We start from the raw sequence: 20757 nt of genomic DNA on the forward strand, positions 1-20757 counted from the left end.
CGGTCTCAGAACGCCTGGGATGCTTCCACTCCTTTGCGATTCTCGCGGTACATCCGTTGCAGATTTTCGATCTGCTGTTGCTGGAAGAGTTGATTGCTTTCTCGAAGCCCTCGCAGCAGTTCGTCTTCCGGTCGGCGGCGTGGCAGTTCGCCCGGTTTGCCTGTCCGTCCCGGGACCGGCGCTCCCTGGGGAGCCTGGGCGGCTGGGAGAGCCTCCGGCAGAAGTTCGACTTTTCCGCGGTAGAAGGCATACTTGTCACCCTGGTAGCGGGCAATCACTGTGACCGTTCCGCGGATGCCGTCGGCCACAAACACGCCACGTAAATCGGTTTCGCCGGAGACGAAGTCCCCGTTGCGGCTGCCGATGACTTTCACTTCCACACCTTTCACGAAGTTGCCGGAACTATCCTTGATGGTCACCCGCACACGACCGGAGCTGGGATCTTCCTGGACTTCCAGGGTCAGCGGAGAGACGACAACCATCCCGCTGGTGTAGAGGGACTCGCCACGGCAGACGACCAAATAGGCCCCCTCTTTCTGGAAGGGCAACTTCAATGCCAGTTCCCGATCGCGGTAGTCCCGGCCGTCGCCGAGAGTAAGCGTTTCTTCGTACTCCGGACGGATGCCCGCCAGATTGATTTCCGTGATCCCGGCGAGATCTCGTTTGAGCAAAGCGAATTTGAACAGGTCCACGCGGTACGCCCGCACTTCACACGTGGCCAGATTGCGGAAATGAAGGGGTACCGTGACCGGTTTGCCGGGTGGGATGGTCGTCACCTCGGGAATCTCGATGGCCTTGCGGGTGAAGTACTCGATGGCCTCTCTGGCATCCGAGAATCGCTGGGCAACCATGCCGTAGTACTGGATGGCCTGGACGGGTTGTCCGAGACTGTGGTAGATCTGCCCGAGAATGTAGAGCGCCTGCCATTTGTTGGGACTTTCCACGGTTCGGCCAGTGGCGGGATCCGTTCGCTTCGTTTCGGCGACCTTCTTGCACATGTCGATAGCCTGCTGGTATTGTCCCATCGCGTACTGGCAATACCCGATCATGTACCAGAAGCTGTCCACGAGAGGACTCTTGGGGTAGCGCTGGGCGTATCGGGCGGCAGAAGCGGCGGCCTGTTCGTAGAAACGCCCGTCGAGGAGGGCATTGGCTGCGGCAAAGGCCGCCTGATCAGCCGCCGGATCCTCGGAGAATGCTGTCAAGAAGCGGTCAAGCATTTCCCACGCCAGATGGACCAGGTGGATGCGGTTGATTCGCGCCCTGCGGAGCCGAGGATCGTCTTCCCCTGACTTGGCGTAAATCCGCTGAGCCAGGGCATACCGAGCGGCCGCCGTGTACGGTTCGGGCGGATATTCCGCAAGCAGCCGGTTCATCACCTCCACGCTGCGGAGAAACTCCTTCTGATCATCGAGGAACCCCGCCACATTGCTGTCGGCGACAAACCGGCTTTCCAAGGTGGCGCGGAAGATGAGAAAACTTCGCTCGTATTCGCCCATCCGCTCGTAACAGGCGGCGATTTTGAGGATTTTTTCGAACGGGATCTCGAAATCCGGCCATTTGACTTTGAGGATTTCAAAATACTGGACCACCTCGTGCGGCTTGTCGAGCTGGAGATAAATGTCCACCATCATCGGGGCCAGCTCTTTGAGGACCTCATCCCGCACCCGCCAGTTTGTACTCGTCAGGAGCTGGCTGAGATACTTTTCTGCCTCCTGCCAGTTCTGTTTGTTGAAAGCAATCTTCCCCAGTTCATACATCTCCTGGGGCGAGAGGACGTACTGATCCTTACTGGGACTTCCCGATGGGAGCACTTCGAGCTTCATATTTCCTTCGGAAGATCGCCCGGGACGAATGACGCCGTAACCTGCAGGATCGTTGGCATCTCGCACGACCACGGCATCGAGGTCGTATTTGCCCGGTACCAATCCCACGATGCGGAAATTGAACGAGACGCCGACGGCAGGGTCCCGCCGATTGACGTAGAAGACGACTTCTCCCGGCCGGATTTCATAACGTTCGGATGTTGTCTGGATGGACTGCGGCACCACGGCCGCCCCACCGGGAATTGGCACACTGACGATGAGCTGGGTGATCTGGTTGCTCTTTTGATCCCACCCGGGGAAGACATCCACCGATACAATCGCCTGCTTGCCCACGGCAAGCTGAGTGACGGTGTTCACGGGCATCGACCAGCCTGGCTTGGGGATCACCGGTGCAACCCCTGCCGGAATCTCACGTCCCTCCACCTCCAGCGGTGCCGCCCGGAGTATGTAACGGTAGGGCGTTTCCCGCGCCTGGGCCATGGGGACGAAGTGGCTGGCGAGGCACTGGTAGGTGTAACGGGCTCGTCCTTCCACACGAAACTGGATCCGCTGTTTTCCTTTTACGAGAAATTTTGGCGGAACCAGCACCGACTGCGTCGTCGACTGCGGATGGAGGGAAAGACTGGCTACCTGAAAATCGTTGACGAACACCGTGATCCGGCAGCTTTCATTCTGAAATCCCTGGTTGGCGAACCACTGGGTGAGGGCGAAGGCAGCCGGGCCGGTGGCCCGATCGGGAATCCATCGGTTCCCCACACGGTGCGCCATCAGCCAATCGATCTGCCGGGGCAATTCAGGGGATTGGGGTAGAACGGCTTCCAGAGCGAGGGCGTACAACGCATGGGCCTCGGCCGGGGAGAGAGTTCCCCAGGCAACCCGATCCTGCGGTTTCGCCTCAGCCAGGACGGCAGGGTCAATCAATTTGAGCACTTCCTCCGCCATCGGCTTTCGATCCATGGCAGCCAGGGCCAGGGTCAGGTACAGTTTGCCTTCCAGGGAGAGATTCTGTCTTTCCCGATGGAGCCGGTTAAGGAGAGCAAAATCGGCCTGTTTTTGCTGGGCCAGCGCATGAACGAGGACCGCGCGGATTTCGTTATCCTCGGCCGGTGCCCTGGCAATAGCTTGGTTGAGGAACTCGGTCGCGCGATCCATGGTGGGTTGGGCAACTCCGTAGCCTGCCGCGCGCGCCAGGCACAGGGCCCAGAAGGTCAGAGCTGACGTCCGCGAATCGGAAGCGACTTTTCTTTTGGCTCTTTCTTCCGGCAACACACATCCGATCCAGGCCCATCCGCCGTCCTCCTGCTGGCTGGCCACCAATCCGGCAATAGCAGTACGGATCCGCGCATCGATAACCGGCATCATGGAAACGTCCTGCGGAACCGCTTTGCGGAGATAATCCTGGACGACCACTGCCGTCATCAACTCCGCCACCAGCTTTTCCGCAGGAGACGAGGTTTCGATGAGAGCCAATCTGACCTGTTGGGGTGAACCCGTCACAAGGTCGAGCAGGCTTCGCTCGACGCTCGGTCCGACGAGGATTTCCATCAACCAGGGCGAACTTCCCGCGACATTTGCCAGTTCCAGCCACGTGGTCGTGTCGCCGGTTGCAGAACCGCCGCTCGTCAGATACTCCATCACGCCCTGCGGTCGCAGCGGGATGGACTGTGTGGTGCTGTCCAGCACCTCTTGGGAGCTCGGGTCGAGGACTGCCAGATGAAACTCCACACTCTGCCGCAGGAGTTCTTCCACCTGCTCGGGTTTCTCGGCCGCCTTGAGGGCTTCGTACCATTCGGCGGGCATCTCCACCGGTACGGTGAACGTCACCGATGCAGCCCCCTTTTGCTGGAAGGTGACCCGCCGCGTATCGGTGGTGCGACGGGCACCGACGAGCCGCGTCAGCGCGACTTCCACGATGCCTGAGTCAAAACGGCCGTTGTGGAGCACGACGGGAATCTCGACTGTATCGCCCAGCCGCAACACCCCGGGCCATTTGACCTCGGCGAAGAAATCCTTCTTCGCCTGGATGGTGATATCGTCTTCACCCACCAGGGTATCGACGGTGACCCCCTGGGCGATGAGTCGCCATGTGGTGGCCCGATCGGGAAGGGGAATCGTGAGCGTGGCTTTGCCGTCCGGCCCTGTTTCCACGGCAGGGTCCCAGAAGGCCGTTTCTGCGGCGGACGACAGCGGATAAAGCAGCGATCCTTCCCTGGTGAGCCGCTCGGCGAGTGCCGCCAGATCGCCCTTCCGCAATTGCGAGGGTCCCAGCCATTGCAGTCGTCCTCGGGCGTCCAGGACCAGGAAGTCCTGAGTCGAAGTGGCACTGATTTGCTGGAGATTGCCCTGCGTGGGAGTGAGGAATCGGCCCGCCATTCCGGTTCTTTCTTCCGCCACGCCCGCAAAGAATTTATCCATCGCCTGCTTCAGTTGCCGCTCGCCTGCCGCGTTGACGGCGGCAGCTTTCTCCATCGCTTGCTGGATCTTCAGTTCCGGCAGAGCGGGTTTGCCGTCGGTGGGCAGGCCGCGGCGGGCACGGGTATCGGCCTTCTTGGCCATTTCGACCTCGGCCAGCGGCTCGTTTGCGGTTCTCCCCAATGCCTCCACTTCCGGGATGGCTGATTGCTCCGCCAGCGCCGCCGCATCCACTGGGACTCCACCGAAGCCACCTAGCGCACCGCCCACGGGCCCCAGGGCCAATCGCGTGGCAGCCTCGTCTGCCTCGAGCTGTTCTCGCTCTTCTTCAGCAAGGAGCAGGCGGTTGATCGGGCGGGTGATTGGTTGGTAGCGGAACTCAATGGTGCTGAACGTTCGGAATGCCCCCTCCCGGGTTTCGCCGCGGAACCATTCCAGCAGCGACGGCCCACGGCCGAATCGTTCCAGAAGCAGTGATTCAACCAGCGCCACACTGACCTGCGCGGGGATCGGTCGTCCCTGAGCGTCGGTGGTGGTCAGTGTGACTTCCAACTCGTCGCCGGGGCTGGGTGTCTTCTTCGCGGGTTGGCCCTTGATCTTCCATTCCACCTTCACCCGCAGGTCGCGCTCGACGTCAAATACGCTCACGGCTTCGAAAAATCGTCGTGGTCGAGGCGTCACATCGGCCACCGCGTCGCCCGAGTCGGCCGATGGTCCCCCCACGAGAGCGCGATCATCCCGAATGTCGCGCATGACGGCCACGCTCAAATCAAATCGCGGCGCCATTTCCGCCGTAATTGGAATTTCCAGCTCATTATCGCCCGTCTTCAAAGGCACCAGCCGATGTCCCAAAATGTGCGCCCCCTGGAAACACACGACTCCCAGGGTCGGTTGATCTTTCCAGTGGATCCGCACGCGGGCTGTATCGCCCACGCGGAACGTGTGCTGATCGGCGAGAATGTGCAGGCGGTCGGCGTCTTTCTCGTCGGAAACTTTGACCGCGATTTCTCGCCAGATGGGATGCCCGAAGCGGTCGGTGCCTTCTGCCCGCAAGATGTACAGGCCCCCTTCTTCCAGCCGCACGACAACCCGTGCCGTTCCATCGGACGCGGTCTCGACGGGCGTCTCGCTGACCGTCACGGTTCCCTGGACACGGCCGGCATGGGTGCGACGCATCACTTTCAGAAGGAGCTTTTCGGCGGATGGTTTCCCGGCCGCATCTTTTGTCTCCACGCGAACCTCGAAGCTTTCGCCGGGCAGATAGACCTCGCGCGGTGTGCTGAGATGGATCGAAAATCCCTGGACAGCCAGAACAAAATTGACACCGGTGGTGAGATTTCGCCGCGGCAACACGACCGCGAAGGGAAGGACTTGCGCCTCCGAGTAATCCCGCGTGTCGAGGCTGAATCGCACCTCGCCCTTTTCGTCGGTGATCGCCGTTTGGACCGGCTCACCCGCCAGCCGATAGCGGACCTCTTCCCGACCCAGCGGTGTGCCAAAACTGAACGCCACGCGAATTATTCCCTCAATCTTTTCACCCCGATAGTACACCTGCCGTGGTGTATCGATGGTGATTTGCACCGGATCAACCTCGAACGAGGCCACCTGAAAACCACCCTGGAAAACGTGGCCGTCGCCATCGTCGGCCACCACCCGATACTGGCCGAGCGGTGCTCCCTCGGGCAGGAGAAACTGGTCATGCAGGCAGCCGTAGGAATCAAGCGTGACATCAATCGCGTGCAGGGGACGATTGGCGGAATCCAGGACCTGAAGGTGGAACTTGCGTCCGACGGGGGCAATCAGCCGGTCTGCAGCTCCTTTGGAGCGATCGGCTTGGCTCTGATCTGGCGCACCTGCGGCTTCCGGGGCCGCTTCGGTCTTTTGCACACTGGCCAACCGGATAATACCTCGTACATTGACAACCTGCCCGGGACGGTAAATCGGGCGATCCGTGTAGATCAACCCCCGGTCGGTCAGTCCCCGCGCCGGCGCGATCCCATCGAGGCTCAACTCGTTGCTGGCGACATGCCCGTCCGCGATCGCCAGAACGCTCACATCCTGAGAAGAATGGCCTGGCAGCCGTCCCAGATAGACTCCTTCTTCGTTGGTCCGCACTTCCTGGAGCTGCCCGTCACCCGCGGCGACAAGCAGGCGGACCCCCGCCCAGGGCTTGGTTTCGCGCATGTTCTCGGCGAACACGAACAACTCATCGCGGGACGATTTAACGATGAGATCGAGGTCGCTCTGGAGCAGCAGGGTGGTGACCTCCAGCGTCTGACTGCTGATATTGACGGCGGCCACCCCGGCTTTCTCACCTCCAGAAAAGGCCACGGGTATGAATGTTTCCAGCTCGACATACGGCTTGTAATTGGGAATTGTGACTTCGCGCTTCTCATCGGGATCGATGAGCGCCAAATCCAGGTGCTCGACTCCCTGCAAGCTGCGGTATTTGCGGAAATAGGCCTCCGGATCCAGCCGATAGATGCCCACGGTCACTTTTTCGATGTTGCGGGTGACGAGCCGGATCTTCGGTGTTTCATCGGACCGATACACCCGCACGGTCTCCGCCACCAAGGTCCGCGCTGTCAGCCTGGCAATGGCGTTTGTGGCCGCGGGCGCCATAGGTCCGGTGACTTTGCGATAATATTCGAGTGCCTTTTCGGCGTCGAGGAGTTTTTCCTCGTACACCTGAGCGATGGCGTAGATCGCATTTTGGCCCCATGTGTTTTCAGGATACTTGTCCGCCAGTTGCTGCCAGCGGCGGATAGCCTCCTCGTACTTCTTCTGTCTGAGGGCGATCGTCCCCAGCGTGAAGAGAATCTGCGGTGCCCGACTGTCGAGCGGATGCGCCGCCAGAAATTTGCGGAAAGCTTTTTCAGCCTCGGGATACTTTTCCGCCACGTACAGACTCGCTGCCTCCTGATATTCGGCGTCAATGATCAGCATTTGGGCCTCACTCCACCGGGGGTGTGTGGGAAACTGTTCAACGAAGGTTCGCCAGCTCTCGACGGCTTGGGCGAAACGCTGCTGGCGGAGATGCACCGTTCCCAAAAGAAAGATCGCCTCCGCCCGCTCGGGGCTTTTTTCCGCTCGGGGATCGGCTAGGAATTCCGTGAGGATTTTTTCCGCCTCGTCCCAGTGATGGAGGTGCGCGTATCCCTGAGCCATTTGCAGGTAGGCGGCTGGCACCCGCCTGTCCTTGGGAAAGCGCTCCAGAAACTGTCTCAGATAGTTGACGCCCTGACTGAGGTCCTCATCCGTGTTTGGTAACGGCATGTTCCGGGTTTCGGCCAGACGAAACGCCGCCGTGGCGACTTCCTCACTGGGTTGATCGCCAAACTTGCTGAGTAAATCCTCCCAGACCCGGCGGGCCTCTACGCTGCTGCTCATCGCCAGCAGGACTTCGCCCAAATAGAGTCGCCCCTGGATCTCGCGCTCATCACCAGGAAATCGTTGGAGAAAGTCGCGATAAGCCGTCACCGCCTGCGGCCACTCCGACGCCAGATGGTGGCACCGGGCAATCTGAAAGACAATCCGCGCCTGGAGAGACGGGCTGGGATTCACCTCCAGCGCCTTGGTGTAAAACTCCCGTGCTTTGTTATAATCCGGTTTTTCTTCCAACGGATTGGTGGGCTGAAAATACCGGTCGGCAAATTCAATATAGATGGTGGCCAGCTCTTCACTCCGCTCGGGCGACAGGACGCGCTGGGCCTCGTCGCGATAGATCGCCTGGGCCCCAGCAAAATCGCCCTTCCGCGCCAAAGCGAGGGCCTGCCCAAAGCGGAACCAGTACCGCCACGAACTTTTTGGGAAATCCTTTTCTGCCTGTTGAAAGACCTCCACGGCCGCGTCGTAGTGTTGCTGAAGATAGAGTGCCCGACCTTTTAAATACACGAGATAATCCGGTTGCGCGGGTTTTTGGGCCAGTTCCGCGTCGATGAGGTGTACCGCCTGATCGTAACGGTGGTCCTGGATCGCTTCGGCGATGGCACGCGGCACCGTGGGCAATCCGACAAGACGTTCCAGCCGCACCTCGGGAGCTTCCGAAGAGGGGGACTCGGCCCCAAGAAGAATGGTTGCTCCAAACAGCACCAGCACACTGAACAGCAGACCACCGGCCGGATAAGAGTTCATCCGCAGCATGGCCGACACTCCCTTCTGCACTCGGGCGAATGTGTTTTCCGGAAAGGAAAAGCGGCTGACATTACTCAATTATGGCACACAGGTGGACAGGGCAGATGCACCTACCCCCGCGTCCTTCGACCTATGGGAAACCCCTTGGGTGTTCGCTTCCGCGCAAACCGATCACCGTGGCCCCGATGATGGCGAATGAACCGTGTCTTGTGACGATTCTTCTTGCGGTTTTGGTGATGCAGCCAGCTCGGCCGCGGCTCGACATCGTTTAGACGCAAAGAGTTCGCTGCTCGTTCCCGCTGACTGCGACGCGGGAAGACGTTCCCGGCCCGGGGGTTCTCTCGGGAGGGGAATCACTCCTGCGGTTTGGGACGAAACGGGACGGACCACCCGGGGGCTTTGCGGACGAACTTCTGCACCCGCTTGCCGATAATATCGCAGGCATAAATGTTGCCCTGCGAGTCGAGGGCGATTCCATGGACCCAGTTCAGTTCGCCGGGTTTTTCTTTGCCATCTTCGCCCTTGGGAACCGTCCAGAGCTGGCGCAATCGGCCGCTGGGATCAAATCGCATGAAAAGCTGGTCCTTGGGGGGACAGCTCAGCACTTCGTCGGTTTCCCGCCATTCCATGGGTGAACAGCCGCACACCCAGATCTGGTCATCCGCGGTGACCCAGAAACCCCAGGGAACAAGGAGGTCCTGCCATACGTCGAGCAACTTCCCCGACTGGTCGAAGACCTGTACCCGGGCGTTGTTGCGATCCGCCACGTAGAGTCGGCCTTGGGAATCCACAACGATGGCGTGAGGGAGATTAAATTCTCCCGGCTGCGTGCCCATCTTGCCCCACTCGCCCACATATTGGCCTTCGGCATCGAAGTGGACTACCCGCGCGTTCCCGTAACCGTCCGTCACGAAGACATGGCCTTCCGGCGTGATGGCCATATCGGTGGGCTTGTAGAAATGAGTCTTGTCGCAACCGGGCTCGCCGGGGGTTCCCAGGATGCGGAGGATCTTGCCCTTTTGATCCAGTTCATAGACCGCATGATTGCCCACATCGCACAACCACACGTGTCCGCGATGGTCGATCTTGATGCTGTGGGCGAGCATTCCTTGGAGATACTTGCCGAAGACTTCCTCTCCCCAGGTGAAAAGCAATTTTCCCGTTGCCGCGTCATAAACGTGGACAGGGGGAATGGCTCGGGTGTACACCCACACCCGATCTTGTTTGTCCACAAAGACGGATGGCGTTTGCCCCCATACCAGACTTTCCGGTTTCTGGGGCCAGGTGGGATCGACAAAGTAGCATGTGGAGAGCGTGACCCGCGGATAGGGGACCTGCTGGGCCAGATTGGGGACGTTCTGTTCGCGAGAGGCGGTCTGTTCAGCGGCAGGGGTCGCACCGATTCCGCTCAATAAAATGATCAGTCCCAGAGTAGTGGCGGCCTTCCGGACGCAGCGCAACAGGGTAGGGGCACATCTCATGGCACAAGCTCCCTGAAAACCGACTTATTGTTCCGCGGTCGTTTCCAAAGTTGCCGTCATTGTGGTGGAATTGAAAGGAAAAGTAAAGCGCGGGAAGAAGGAACCTATCCCCACTTTTTGGAAGGATGGTGAGAAGCGATCACGGGCCGCGAGCCTGGCGGTGTTGGGATGGTGGGTGTGTGGCGTAGGCCATGGAGTGCGGGGCTTTAGCCCCGCTTTCCGCGCGGGACTTCAGTCCCCGCCGAAGGAAAATGGTTGATCGAACGTTAAACGGTGGACGTGACAAGCACGTCCCTCCGAGAAGCGGATCGGAGGGGCACGCCGGTCCTGCCCGATGAGGAAGGATGGGGCATCAATCGGTGTTCATCGGACCTGACAAGCAGGTCCCTCCGAGAGGCGGACCTGACAAGCAGGTCCCTCCGGTATAGGTCGGAGGGGCACGCTTGTCGTGCCGGGTGAAGGCAAATGGAACATCGAACGTGGATAAGCGGACCTGACAAGCGGGTCCCTTCGAAAAAGGTCCCACCGAGAGGCGGATATATGCGGTAGGGGCAATTCATGAATTGCCCCTACCGGGGGTGCGCTTTCGTGGTTGTGGCAAAACATCGCCAACGGCAAGGTGGTGAAGGCTAAAGCCTTCACCGAAAAGCGGCGATGAATCGCCGCACTCCATGGAGTGCGGGGCTTTAGCCCCGCTTTCGGCGCGGGACTTCAGTGCCCGCCGAAGGCAATGGAACATCGAATGTTGACAAACGGACCTGACAAGCACGTCCCTCCGGAATTTTTTCGGAGGGGCATGCCTGTCCTTCCCCTGGGTCCGCTGGCGGACACTCGATGCGTTGCCTTCTGTCTCGGGCTGCGATAAAATGCGGGCAACTTTCCAGGGAGGTGCTTGTCGGTTGGCTGAGTTGATCGGGACGGGATCAGAACGGGAATGGCAGTCTCTTCTTCAGAAAGGAGGACGCAAGTCATGAAACGAGTGGCCATCTCTGTGGGAATCGGGGTATTCGGTGCGATAGGCGTTTTCCTGTTGTGTTTAAGGGCAACCGCTCTGGCGGAATCGTCTCAAAAGAAGAGCAGCTATTCGCCTGTTGTCATCGAAGAAGACTTCGAGACGATCGTCAAACGCAAACAGGCAGAAAAACCCAAGATCCGCGAAGAACACATGCGGCTTTTGGAAGAACGTTATGACCTGAGCAACCGTCCGGTGCCCGGTGTTACAATGTCCCGCGGAAAACCGGTGCAGGGTGGTGTACGGGTCAAGTTGCCGCCGGGAGTTAACTCCTGGGAAGAGCTGGCGGCCATGTCTCCGGAAGAAATCCGCAAACGCGGCCTGTATCCGAAGGGTTTCCTCCCGCTTCCGCATCCCAATCATCGGGAAGGTGGCATGGTCTTCCCGCAGCACCACATCAACGAAATTCTCAAGCAGGAAGGCCGGGACCTCACACGGTTTGATCTCGACTTTGATTTGCCGGAACACTTCCTGCCCGAGTATCCGCCGGCGATTTATTTGACAACGCGTCCCGATCTCGGAGACGTGTCTCAGGGCAAAGTGGTGACACTTCAGAACTACTTTGAGCTGTTCAACGGCATTCTCAATCCTAAACAGCTCGAAGGGTTGCGACTGCTCCTGACCCCCTTCCCGCAACAGCAGTTCAATGCGACCGACGACCGCAGGAGTCTCAAACCGAGCATGGGTGTCACATGTTTCGATTGCCATGTCAACGGGCACACGAATGGCGCCACGCATCTTGTCGGCGATATTCGCCCGCAGGAATTTCGGCACCGTCTGGACACGCCGTCTTTGCGGGGTGTGAACATTCAGCGGTTGTTTGGCTCGCAGCGGGCCCTTAAAACCGTGGAAGATTTCACGGAATTCGAACAGCGTGCCGCCTACTTCGATGGTGATCCAGTGATTGCCACCAAGAAAGGTGTCAACGTTCTGGAACGCGGAAGCCAGGTCCACTTCATGGCGGAATTCATGGCCATCCTGGACTTTCCGCCAGCGCCCAAGCTCAATGTCTTCGGGTTACTTGATCCGGAAAAAGCCACGCCTTTGGAACTGCGAGGACAGGAAGTATTCTTCGGCAAGGGACGCTGCGCCACCTGTCACCTGCCGCCCTACTACACGGACAACCTCATGCACAATTTCCGTACCGAGCGATTCTTTGAGCCGCATATGGTCAATGGCCACATGATGACCGGAGACGGACCGATCAAGACATTCCCGCTGCGAGGTCTGAAGGACTCGCCGCCGTATCTGCACGACGGTCGTCTCCTGACCATCGAGGATACGGTCGAATTCCACAATCTCGTGCTGGGCACAAAACTGACCAAGGAGGAGAAAGAGGCCTTGACGGCCTTTCTCCGATGCCTGTGATCCAGTATGCTGGTCACCTCGCTAGGACTCACCTATACACCCGGCCAAAGTTGTGGATTATTCACACGTTGTCGGTAAAGCGGACCTGACAAGCAGGTCCCTCCGAGAAATCGTTTGGAGGGGCACGCTTGTCGTGCCGGGTGAAGGCAAATGGAACATCGAACGTGGATAAGCGGACCTGACAAGCGGGTCCCTTCGAAAAAGGTCCCACCGAGAGGCGGATATATGCGGTAGGGGCAATTCATGAATTGCCCCTACCGGGGGTGCGCTTTCGTGGTTGTGGCAAAACATCGCCAACGGTAAGGCGGTGAAGGCTAAAGCCTTCACCGAAAAGCGGCGATGAATCGCCGCACTCCATGGAGTGCGGGGCTTTAGCCCCGCTTTCGGCGCGGGACTTCAGTCCCCGCCGAAAGGCAATGGATGATCAAAGGTTAAACGATGGACCTGACAAGCAGGTCCCTTCGGTATAGGTCGGAGGGGCACGCTTGTCGTACCCGGTGAATGGGACGGGTGATTGATCGATGTTGATCGGACCTGACAAGCAGGTCCCTCCGATCAGAGAAACGGCCCTGATAGGTCGGTCCCTCCGCGAGGTGTCTCCCAGAATCCCGGCGGGGCACGCTTGTCGTGCCTGATGAGGAAGGATGGGGCATCAATCGGTGTTCATCGGACCCGAGAAGCAGGTCCCTCCGAAAAAGGTCCCACCGAGAGGCGAACACATGCGGTAGGGGCGATTCATGAAATACCCCTGTAAGACATTGCGCTCGGGGTAGGTCACGGGTTTTTCCAAAAGCGCGGCGGGGTCGGAAAAGCAACCGGTTGACAGTCGCCGTACTCTGTGTAAACTTGCCCATAGTTTCCGCCGTGCATCTTTTCCGATGCAAATCAGTTTGACCATTGCACGGTATGAGGGGAATAAAATATTGAGTTTGCGACGGGGAATGAAACGTATCGATGAAGGGGCCATTCTGATATTGCCTCTTCTATTGACGAATGCAAGATAGCGTGCGGCCCGAGGGGCTTTTTGAGGGAAATTCGTTGATAAACATGGGCTGAAAGTTGCTGGACTATCCAGTGACGTTGTTTTTGCAACGGGAGCGTCTGCTTGAGTGCTAAAAGTTGATAAGCGCGATAGGAGATACCGATGTACTGTTCGAAATGTGGTGCCCTCAACGCCGATAATGCTGTTGTGTGCACGCAGTGCGGCCAGCTCCTGCAAAATTATTCAGCGCAGCAGCGGGTACCCCCTTATCCGCCGCCTTATGCCCAGGCCTATCCACCGCCCACCTACCAACATGTTCCCAATTATCTTCCGTGGGCCATCCTGGTGACCCTCTTGTGCTGTCTGCCATTTGGTATTGTGGCGATCGTCTATTCGGTGCAGGCAAACAGCGCGGCCAAGAGTGGCAATTATGCCCAGGCCATGGAAAATGTTAAAAAGGCCAGCTTCTGGACGTGGCTTTCCTTCGGAATCGGGCTTGCAGCAACGCTGGCTTATTTGTTTCTCGTCGTCCTTGCTCAGATGGCTCAGGGCCATGGGGGTTGAGCACCACGGCGGTCCGTTCTCATTTCTGCCATTGCCCGCGCGCGTTGCCGTCGGGTTTTCTGTTGCTGGGGCAGGAGTATTTCTCCTTTACCACTTCGACCCGGCGAAGAGTGGGCTCTTTCCACCGTGTCCTTTTCACTATCTCACCGGCATGTACTGTCCGGGATGCGGTTCGCTAAGAGCCACGCATGCCCTGCTCCATGCGCAGTTTCTTCGCGCTGTGGATCTCAACCCACTCATGGTACTTATGTTGCCCGTCGTGGTCCTTTTGTTCCTGCGGCCGAACTGGTTCAAACAACCGTGGCGGGGCTGGGGATTGCTGGGGCTCATCACAGCCTATTGGGTTCTGCGTAATATTCCAGTGTTTCCCTTTTCCCTGCTTGCGCCATGAGCCACGGCGACACGCACCCGGGCACCCGGCGAAAGGGTGCGGATTGTCCAAATGTTATTGATAGAAGACGCCCGACGAGCGGGGCCCTGCGAGATATGGAGTGCGGGGCTTTAGCCCCGCTTTCGGCGCGGGACTTTAGTCCCCGCCGAAAGGCCACGGATGATCCAACGTTGAAAGACGGACGTGACGAGCACGTCCCTCCGATTTTGTTGGGCCATTCATGAATTGCCCCTACCAGGGGCGCGCTTCCGTGGTTGCGGCAAAACACCGCCATCGGCAAGGTGGTGAAGGCTGAAGCCTTCACCGGAAAGCGGCGATAAATCGCCGCACTCCATATGGAGTGCGGGGCTTTAGCCCCGCTTTCGCCGCGGGACTTCAGTCCCCGCCGAAAGGCAATGGAACATCGAATGTTGACAAACGGACCTGACAAGCGGGTCCCTCCGAAAAAGGTGCCTCCGAAAAGCGGACCTGACAAGCAGGCCCCTCCGGAAAAGGTCTTTTCGGGAAGAACGGACCCGACGAGCGGGTCCCTCCGAAGCGGGTCCCGTCGAAAAAGGTCTCTCCGAAGCTCGGAGGGGCACGCTTGTCGTGCCCGGGGAGAGGGAATGGGCCATCGAGCGGTGTTGATCGGACCTGACAAGCGGGTCCCACCGGAAAAGGTCTTTTCGGAAAGAACGGACGTGACAAGCACGTCCCTCCGATGTTGTCGGGGCCATTCGTGAATTGTCCCTACCGGGGCCCGGGTGTCGCGGAGCGCGGCTTTTCGTAACCAGCTCCAAGAGTTGGCCATGCAGCATCGCGCGGCCGCGTGTTCCGGCCTTCATGCCCGGTGCGAAGGTGCGGGAGCACGTAATTTTGAAAAGCGAGGTTATCTCAACTTCGCGGGTGACTCATCCTGGACGGTGGCCACCCCCTCTTCTTCCATCTCCAGAAGAGCCTGGAGAGGAGGGAGAAGCTCCTCCGGCAGCTTGTCTTTTCCATCCCCAAACATAGCCTGAATCAACTGGGATTCGTCATGGTTGGGTGGTGAATGAGCCCGGCGATCCTGCACGGACAAAATGCTGGAATCTCCCGGGGGTTGGGCACTGGTGGAGGAAGAGGAAGTGTCGGGAATATTTTGGCGATAAGCGGCCAGCCGTTCCCGAAGCCTCTCCATGGCCGGGGAAAGTTTACCCGACGAAGGGGCGACTTCGTTCGGGGAGGTCGCCATCGGAGTCGATGGACCGGCCGAACCTTGCGGAGCCTGCGCCAGCCGGTCGCTTTCCTGTCGATTTCCCATGGCCGCGCGAAGGGCCGTCAGGCCGCCTTCTTCGCCTTGCAATTGGCGATTTGCGCGTGCCACCTGCTGGGAACTGCCACTTTCACCGGTACTGTTCTGGGGGTTGTGCGTCATGGAGGGAAGCGGCTGGACGCCGGTTTGCGGTTGATTGGCGGGAGCCGCCTCGGGTTGGAAGGGTGAACCCTCGAGGGCGGACTGTCCGCGGATCGGCCCGGGGTCGATCCACTGACCGCGCTCATCCAGTTGCATGGTTCCCATCTGGAAGTCGAGAATCATCCGTTGCACCTCGTAATCCACCCAGGCGCCGAGGAAGGCGTTCTCGGCATCCAGCAGAGAGGAGAGCGCCTGGACCAGGTCGCGAGCGGTGTTCACACCGAATTGGGAAGTTTCGCCGGGTCGGGGAGGGGCCCGCAGACGTTCTCGCGCCAGGTCCACCTGGGCGATGGACACCAGCACCGCCGAGCGTCGCAGCTCGAACGTGTTTTGCCCCAGCCGAATGTTCCGCAGCGTGTCGCGGAGGCTCTGGGCGATCTGGTCTTCGAAGGCCATGTAGTCGCGGCGCGCCCGCTGAAAATTGATGAGCGCTGTCCGGTACTGGTTGCGCTCCAGCAAGCGCGTGAAGGGGGCATCAAAGCGGAAACCGACTCGCAACTCGCCCGTGTTACTGTTGAAGCCGAAGGGATTATCACCGATCGTCCGCAGGTCGCCACTGAATGTGACGTCCAGGTCACTGCGCAGCCGGTTGGCCGCAATCTGAATCTGCCGCCATTGATCCACCAGCGCAGCCCGGGCATTCATCCAGTCGAGCCGATTTTCCCTGGCAATTTCCAGGGCTTCCTCGGGTGTGATATCGACCGGGGTGAGCATCACACAATCCAATCGTGCCCTCGCCTGCACAAGCGAGAGATCGGAGATCTGGAGGAGAAGTGGTTCCAGAATTTGCAAAGCGACCTGCTCTTTGGGGGCCTTCTTCAGTTGCGCCAGGTTTTCCTGGAGGGAATCGAGTTGCGATTGCAGGGTCTGCATCTGAGCGCGTGCGTCGGCATATTTGCTTTGCAGGGCCGACGCCTCCTCGGCAGTCGCGTGCGCCATCTGCTCGGAGAGCTTGCTCAGGTCGCTTTCGGCTGCTTGAAGCCGGGCCTGGACATCCGCCACCTGCTTTTCCAGTTCTGCGATCCTGGCATTGGCCACCCCATCCGGGTCGTCGATGAATTTCTTGAACTCATCGAGGAGATCCTTCATGGGACGGCGTTCCACGCGCCGTTCTCCCCGCGCAGCCGGCAGTTTTCCTTCCAGGAGTAGCTGGAAGTCTTCATTGATGGCGCGAGCCCGCTCATCGAGATCGGCGATGGCTTTTTCGGCCTGCGTGAGGCCTTCCATTGTCTCCTCACCCGAGACGGGTTTGGAATAGAATTCCCGCAGTCGGGCGCGTCGCTCGGGAAGCAGCTTGTTGAGGCGGTCGATATCTCCCCGCACGATTTCCACCTGCCGGCTCACGCGGTCGTGGATGCTTCGCAGGCGATCAAGCCAATCTGGCGGCTCGGGCGTTGCGGGGTCTCTCAGGGCCCGATTCAGGAGCGTCGCCTCGCGCTGCAAATTGAGCAATTTGGGATCGATGAAGTCGAACTGTTCGAGGAGATTGTCGGAGATTTCGACGGGCAAATCCGGGGGCAAACCGAGCGTCAGTTTGAAGCTGTCCAGTTGCGACTGGTAGGCTGTTCGCAGGGAAAGAAGTCGGCTCTGTGCGTTGTACAGGGACTGTAAGGCCAGGTCCACCTGATAGCGGTCGATGCGGTCGGCCTGGTGGGCGGCCAGAAGTTGTTCGTAGCTGTCTTCCAAGCCCAGCACGTTCTGTTCCTGATTGCGGATCTGGACCTGGCTTTGGAGCAGTCCGAGGACACCACCCCGGCCGGGACTCACACCCGGAGAAAGCGACCCGATGGAAAGACCTCCCGGGCTGGGGCCGGTTCCGGGATTCGTCCCGGTGACGATCTGCAAATAAAATCCGCGCTGATAGTGGGCCATCTGGCGGATGTTGGCCAGGAGATTGCGTTCGGCCTGGGTGAGGCTTTCCAAAACGACATGACGTCCTCCGGCACGGAGCAACGGTTGCACGAGGGAGAAATTCAGGATGGAAGCCGACGCATAGCTGTCGCTCCCGGAGTACTGCCACACCAGGGAGTTGGCAAAACCGATGAGCAACTCCGCACCGGTTGCTCCCAGTTTTGTCGCCTGGGCGTCGGTGTCGAGCTGGAGAAGGCTCTGCGGTCCTCCCGCCCGCCGGGGACCGTCGGCGGTGAAAAATGTCGAATGCCCGCCGAAGAACTGCACGTCGAAACGAAAACGTTCCGCCGTGACGTTCAACGCCGAGAGATACAGGTTTTCAAGCTGCCGCTGATATTCCCGAGAATGGACGAGGGCGATATCGACGGCCCTGGCCCGATCGAGCACCACAATCCCGCGCTCATCGCGCGGCAGATACGCCCGCCAGAAAGGGTTTTCCACGTAAAAGGTGTCGCCATTGTCATGCCAGTGGGGCCAGCCCTTCTTTCCGTCCACATAGTGCATGAGCTGATGAGAAACCGGATCATCCGGCGGCATCGGTTCGGCGTCCGGACAATAGGGATCATAAAATCGGGCCTCGCGCTGGGGATAGACGGAACTTTTGCGGAGCTTCCACCGGGGGTCCACCTGACCCCGCTGAATGAGCGCAGCCACTTCGCTGTCGGCCTGCTGCCGATAAGCCGCGCGATGGCAACCCGAACTTACCACCAGCACGAAAAGCGTAAGGACAAACACCTGCCGTAAGCAGTCAGGAAGAAACACCCCCAGGGGGACTTTCGCTCGCAAGATCCCAATTGGCTGACGAAGGATGGGTGCAAACATGGGTAACCTGCTCACTCCACCAAGAGTGCATGCCGAGCGACATCGGGCGGCGATATGATCCCCTCGCACGTCGGTTGAGTCCGCCGCCGCTTGAATTGGTTCGACAGAAAAAACGGGTAAACTTAAACGATTGTTTGAGATATTCTGTGGATAACAGATTTGACACCACATCTCCCCGTAGGTGGGGGTTGTTGCGTCGCATTGTGGGAGAGAATGGCTAAAGCTTGACACGGGCGGGGGGGCTAAATACCATCGAGCATAACGGAGGGCCATCGGCCAACGGGGCCTGAAGCCTCACATGAATGGGGGAGGGAATAACATCGGCTCATCCAGGGAAGGAGCACGCAGTCTTCGATCGTGTCAACCGAGGTGAGAAATCTCCGGTCACTGGTGGAAGCCCAATGAGCATTTGGAATAAAGTTCTCATCTGCCTGCTGCTGCTCGCCTCGCTGGCCATGTGGTATCTGGGGATGCGGGCGCTCGCCACCCATCGGGCATGGCGATCCGCGGCCGAAAAACTCCGTAACGAGCTTGCCCAGCTCGAAAAGGACCGCGAACGTCTGATCAACGGCGATGCCAATACCAAGGGCCTGCGGCAGCTCCAGGTGGAACTGGCCAAGTACACCTTGCAGCGGGGCCGTAAGTGGCATGGGTGCCGTCCCATGCAGGTTAATGTCCGGCAGGATCCCCAGGCCGGGTTTGTCGTCCAGGTGAGTGTGACCGTCGATCAACTGGGGTTAAGCGGCCTTCAAAACGTCCAGGAACTGCCTGTCGATTCCGCCGTCTATCTTTTCGACGAACGGGACATCCGCCAGGGGGGAAGTTACCTGGGGGCCTTTCGCGTGGCCGCCATCAACCCCCGACAGGGCGATCAACCGGCCATGGTCCAGCTTGAATCGACGGGCTTTTTGACCAACCGCGAAGTTCAGCGAATTCAGGGAGCGGTGCAGGCTGCTCAGCAGGGTCAACTCGGCTGGACCATCTGTGAGCTTTTGCCCACCGATGATCATGAGATCTTTGCCGGCTTGGACGCTCAAACGTTGGCGGCGATTCTCCCCAAAGACGTGGTGGACGAGTACGTTCGCGACGGCAAGCCAGCCGATCCCAACAACCCGCAGTCGCCTCCGTACTGGCGGAAACTTCGGGACTACGAAGTGGCCCTGCGGAATCTTTCCCTCAAACGGGCGGAGCTCCTGGATCAAATCGCTTCGCTCACCGCCGACAAGAATCGGCTCGATGCCAGTCTGGCCGACGCCAAACGGGAAGAGCAGGCACGGGATCAGGAGATCGCCCAGCTCAAGCAGGAGCTCAGCCGGAAGGAGCAGGAACGTGACCTCGCCCAAAATCACCTGAAAGCCGTGGAAGACACCCTTGCCCGCGTTACAGCGGCACGGGATCGTCTGATTCAGGAAAATCTCAAGACCGCCGAGGAACTTGCCCGAACCCAGTTGAAGGCGCGCGATCTCATCGAACAACGAGTTCGCAGCATGGCCCAGGGGGAAACACCCCTCCAGACGGCTGCCCGGTGAAAAGATGTCTGGCGGGCATCAACCGCCTGGCGGCATCGCCGCGAATTTCTGATTTGGGGGAACCATCGCCAGCCTGGATTTCCGCTGCTTTCGCTGCGGTGAGCGTGCATCTGCAGTTGCTGGGAGCGCTCACTTCGAGGGATGGTTTTTCGCCGCCCTGTGTGGTCCCCTCTGAACCATCCCAGGTCTGCCCAGTCTGAATAAACACGCCTGTGCCCTCCACGTCCGGAAATCGAACACGTTACACTGGAGGGACGCGATTCCTTTTAGTGGTGATCAAGATGCTTTAATTCCGAGGTGCAGAGAGTGGATCTGCTTTCGATATTTGGTGTGGCCCTGGCACTGGCGATGGACGCGCTGGCGGTGTCGGTGGCGGTGGGGCTGCGACTGGCCCACGTGACCGCCCGACATACCTTCCGCGTTTCCTTCCACTTTGGCTTTTTTCAGTTTCTCATGCCTGTGGTGGGATGGCTGGGGGGTGCCCAGTTTGCGTCTGCCATAGCGGGCTGGGATCACTGGTTGGTGTTCGCTCTGCTGGGTGTGCTGGGCGGGAAAATGATCTGGCAGGCCCTGACAGGAAAAGTGGATTCCCTGACGGACGATCCCACCCGCGGTTGGAGTCTTGTGAGCCTTTCTGTCGCCACCAGCCTGGATGCTCTGGCCATTGGCGTATCGCTGGCATTTTTGGGAGAATCAATCTGGCTGGCCGCCGTGATTATCGGCCTCGTCGCGGGGATATTGAGTCTCATTGGGATTCGGGCGGGAAACCGGCTGGGACGCCATTTTTCTCAATGGGCCGAGATCGCAGGTGGCTGCGTCCTCCTCCTGGTGGGACTGCGAATTCTTCTGACCCATCTGAAGTTTCTCTGATCGATGGGCAGGCGCCGCGTGGC

The 20757-nt window shown here is 59.3% G+C and carries 9 protein-coding genes; 6 read left to right on the top strand and 3 right to left on the bottom strand.

Going from position 1 to position 20757, the window contains the following annotated elements; genetic code table 11:
• Positions 1 to 5: 5 nt before the first annotated feature.
• Positions 6 to 8381: a tetratricopeptide repeat protein gene (locus THTE_RS01405; RefSeq protein WP_095413752.1), complete on the bottom strand. Its 8376-nt coding sequence runs from the start codon at positions 8379 to 8381 to the stop codon at positions 6 to 8.
• Between THTE_RS01405 and THTE_RS17800 the strand changes: the two genes are divergently transcribed.
• Complete coding sequence (locus THTE_RS17800) at positions 8380 to 8571, top strand: hypothetical protein (RefSeq protein ID WP_157731602.1); 192 nt, start codon at positions 8380 to 8382, stop codon at positions 8569 to 8571. The two genes, THTE_RS01405 and THTE_RS17800, sit on opposite strands and share 2 nt — an antisense overlap.
• A 154-nt stretch (positions 8572 to 8725) precedes the next feature.
• Here the strand turns inward: THTE_RS17800 and THTE_RS01410 are convergent, their stop codons facing one another.
• The gene (locus tag THTE_RS01410; RefSeq protein WP_095413753.1) at positions 8726 to 9853 is read right to left on the bottom strand and encodes a peptidyl-alpha-hydroxyglycine alpha-amidating lyase family protein; all 1128 of its coding nucleotides are present in this window, start codon (positions 9851 to 9853) and stop codon (positions 8726 to 8728) included.
• A 970-nt stretch (positions 9854 to 10823) separates the two neighbouring features.
• On the opposite strand from THTE_RS01410, the gene THTE_RS01415 reads away from it, so the two are divergent.
• The 3 genes from THTE_RS01415 (at position 10824) to THTE_RS01425 (ending at position 14170) form a co-directional block, all read left to right on the top strand.
• Positions 10824 to 12233, top strand: coding sequence for a cytochrome B6 (locus THTE_RS01415; RefSeq protein ID WP_207651751.1), 1410 nt, complete (start codon positions 10824 to 10826; stop codon positions 12231 to 12233).
• A 1144-nt stretch (positions 12234 to 13377) separates the two neighbouring features.
• The gene (locus THTE_RS01420; protein WP_095416720.1) at positions 13378 to 13779 is read left to right on the top strand and encodes a CD225/dispanin family protein; all 402 of its coding nucleotides are present in this window, start codon (positions 13378 to 13380) and stop codon (positions 13777 to 13779) included.
• On the top strand, positions 13769 to 14170 hold the full coding sequence (locus tag THTE_RS01425) for a DUF2752 domain-containing protein (protein WP_095413755.1): 402 nt from the start codon (positions 13769 to 13771) through the stop codon (positions 14168 to 14170). Before THTE_RS01420 ends, THTE_RS01425 begins: the two co-directional genes overlap by 11 nt.
• Before the next feature lie 868 nt (positions 14171 to 15038).
• On the opposite strand, the gene THTE_RS01430 is transcribed toward THTE_RS01425, so the two are convergent.
• Positions 15039 to 18335: a TolC family protein gene (locus THTE_RS01430; protein ID WP_157731604.1), complete on the bottom strand. Its 3297-nt coding sequence runs from the start codon at positions 18333 to 18335 to the stop codon at positions 15039 to 15041.
• Between the two features lie 401 nt (positions 18336 to 18736).
• Between THTE_RS01430 and THTE_RS01435 the strand changes: the two genes are divergently transcribed.
• Both THTE_RS01435 and THTE_RS01440 read left to right on the top strand, forming a co-directional pair.
• Positions 18737 to 19864: a hypothetical protein gene (locus THTE_RS01435; RefSeq protein ID WP_095413757.1), complete on the top strand. Its 1128-nt coding sequence runs from the start codon at positions 18737 to 18739 to the stop codon at positions 19862 to 19864.
• Positions 19865 to 20170: 306 nt separating this feature from the next.
• A complete protein-coding gene (locus THTE_RS01440) occupies positions 20171 to 20734 on the top strand; it encodes a manganese efflux pump MntP (RefSeq protein WP_095413758.1) in 564 nt (187 codons plus the stop codon).
• Positions 20735 to 20757 lie beyond the last annotated feature (23 nt).

The organism is Thermogutta terrifontis (assembly GCF_002277955.1).
Taxonomy (GTDB): domain Bacteria; phylum Planctomycetota; class Planctomycetia; order Pirellulales; family Thermoguttaceae; genus Thermogutta; species Thermogutta terrifontis.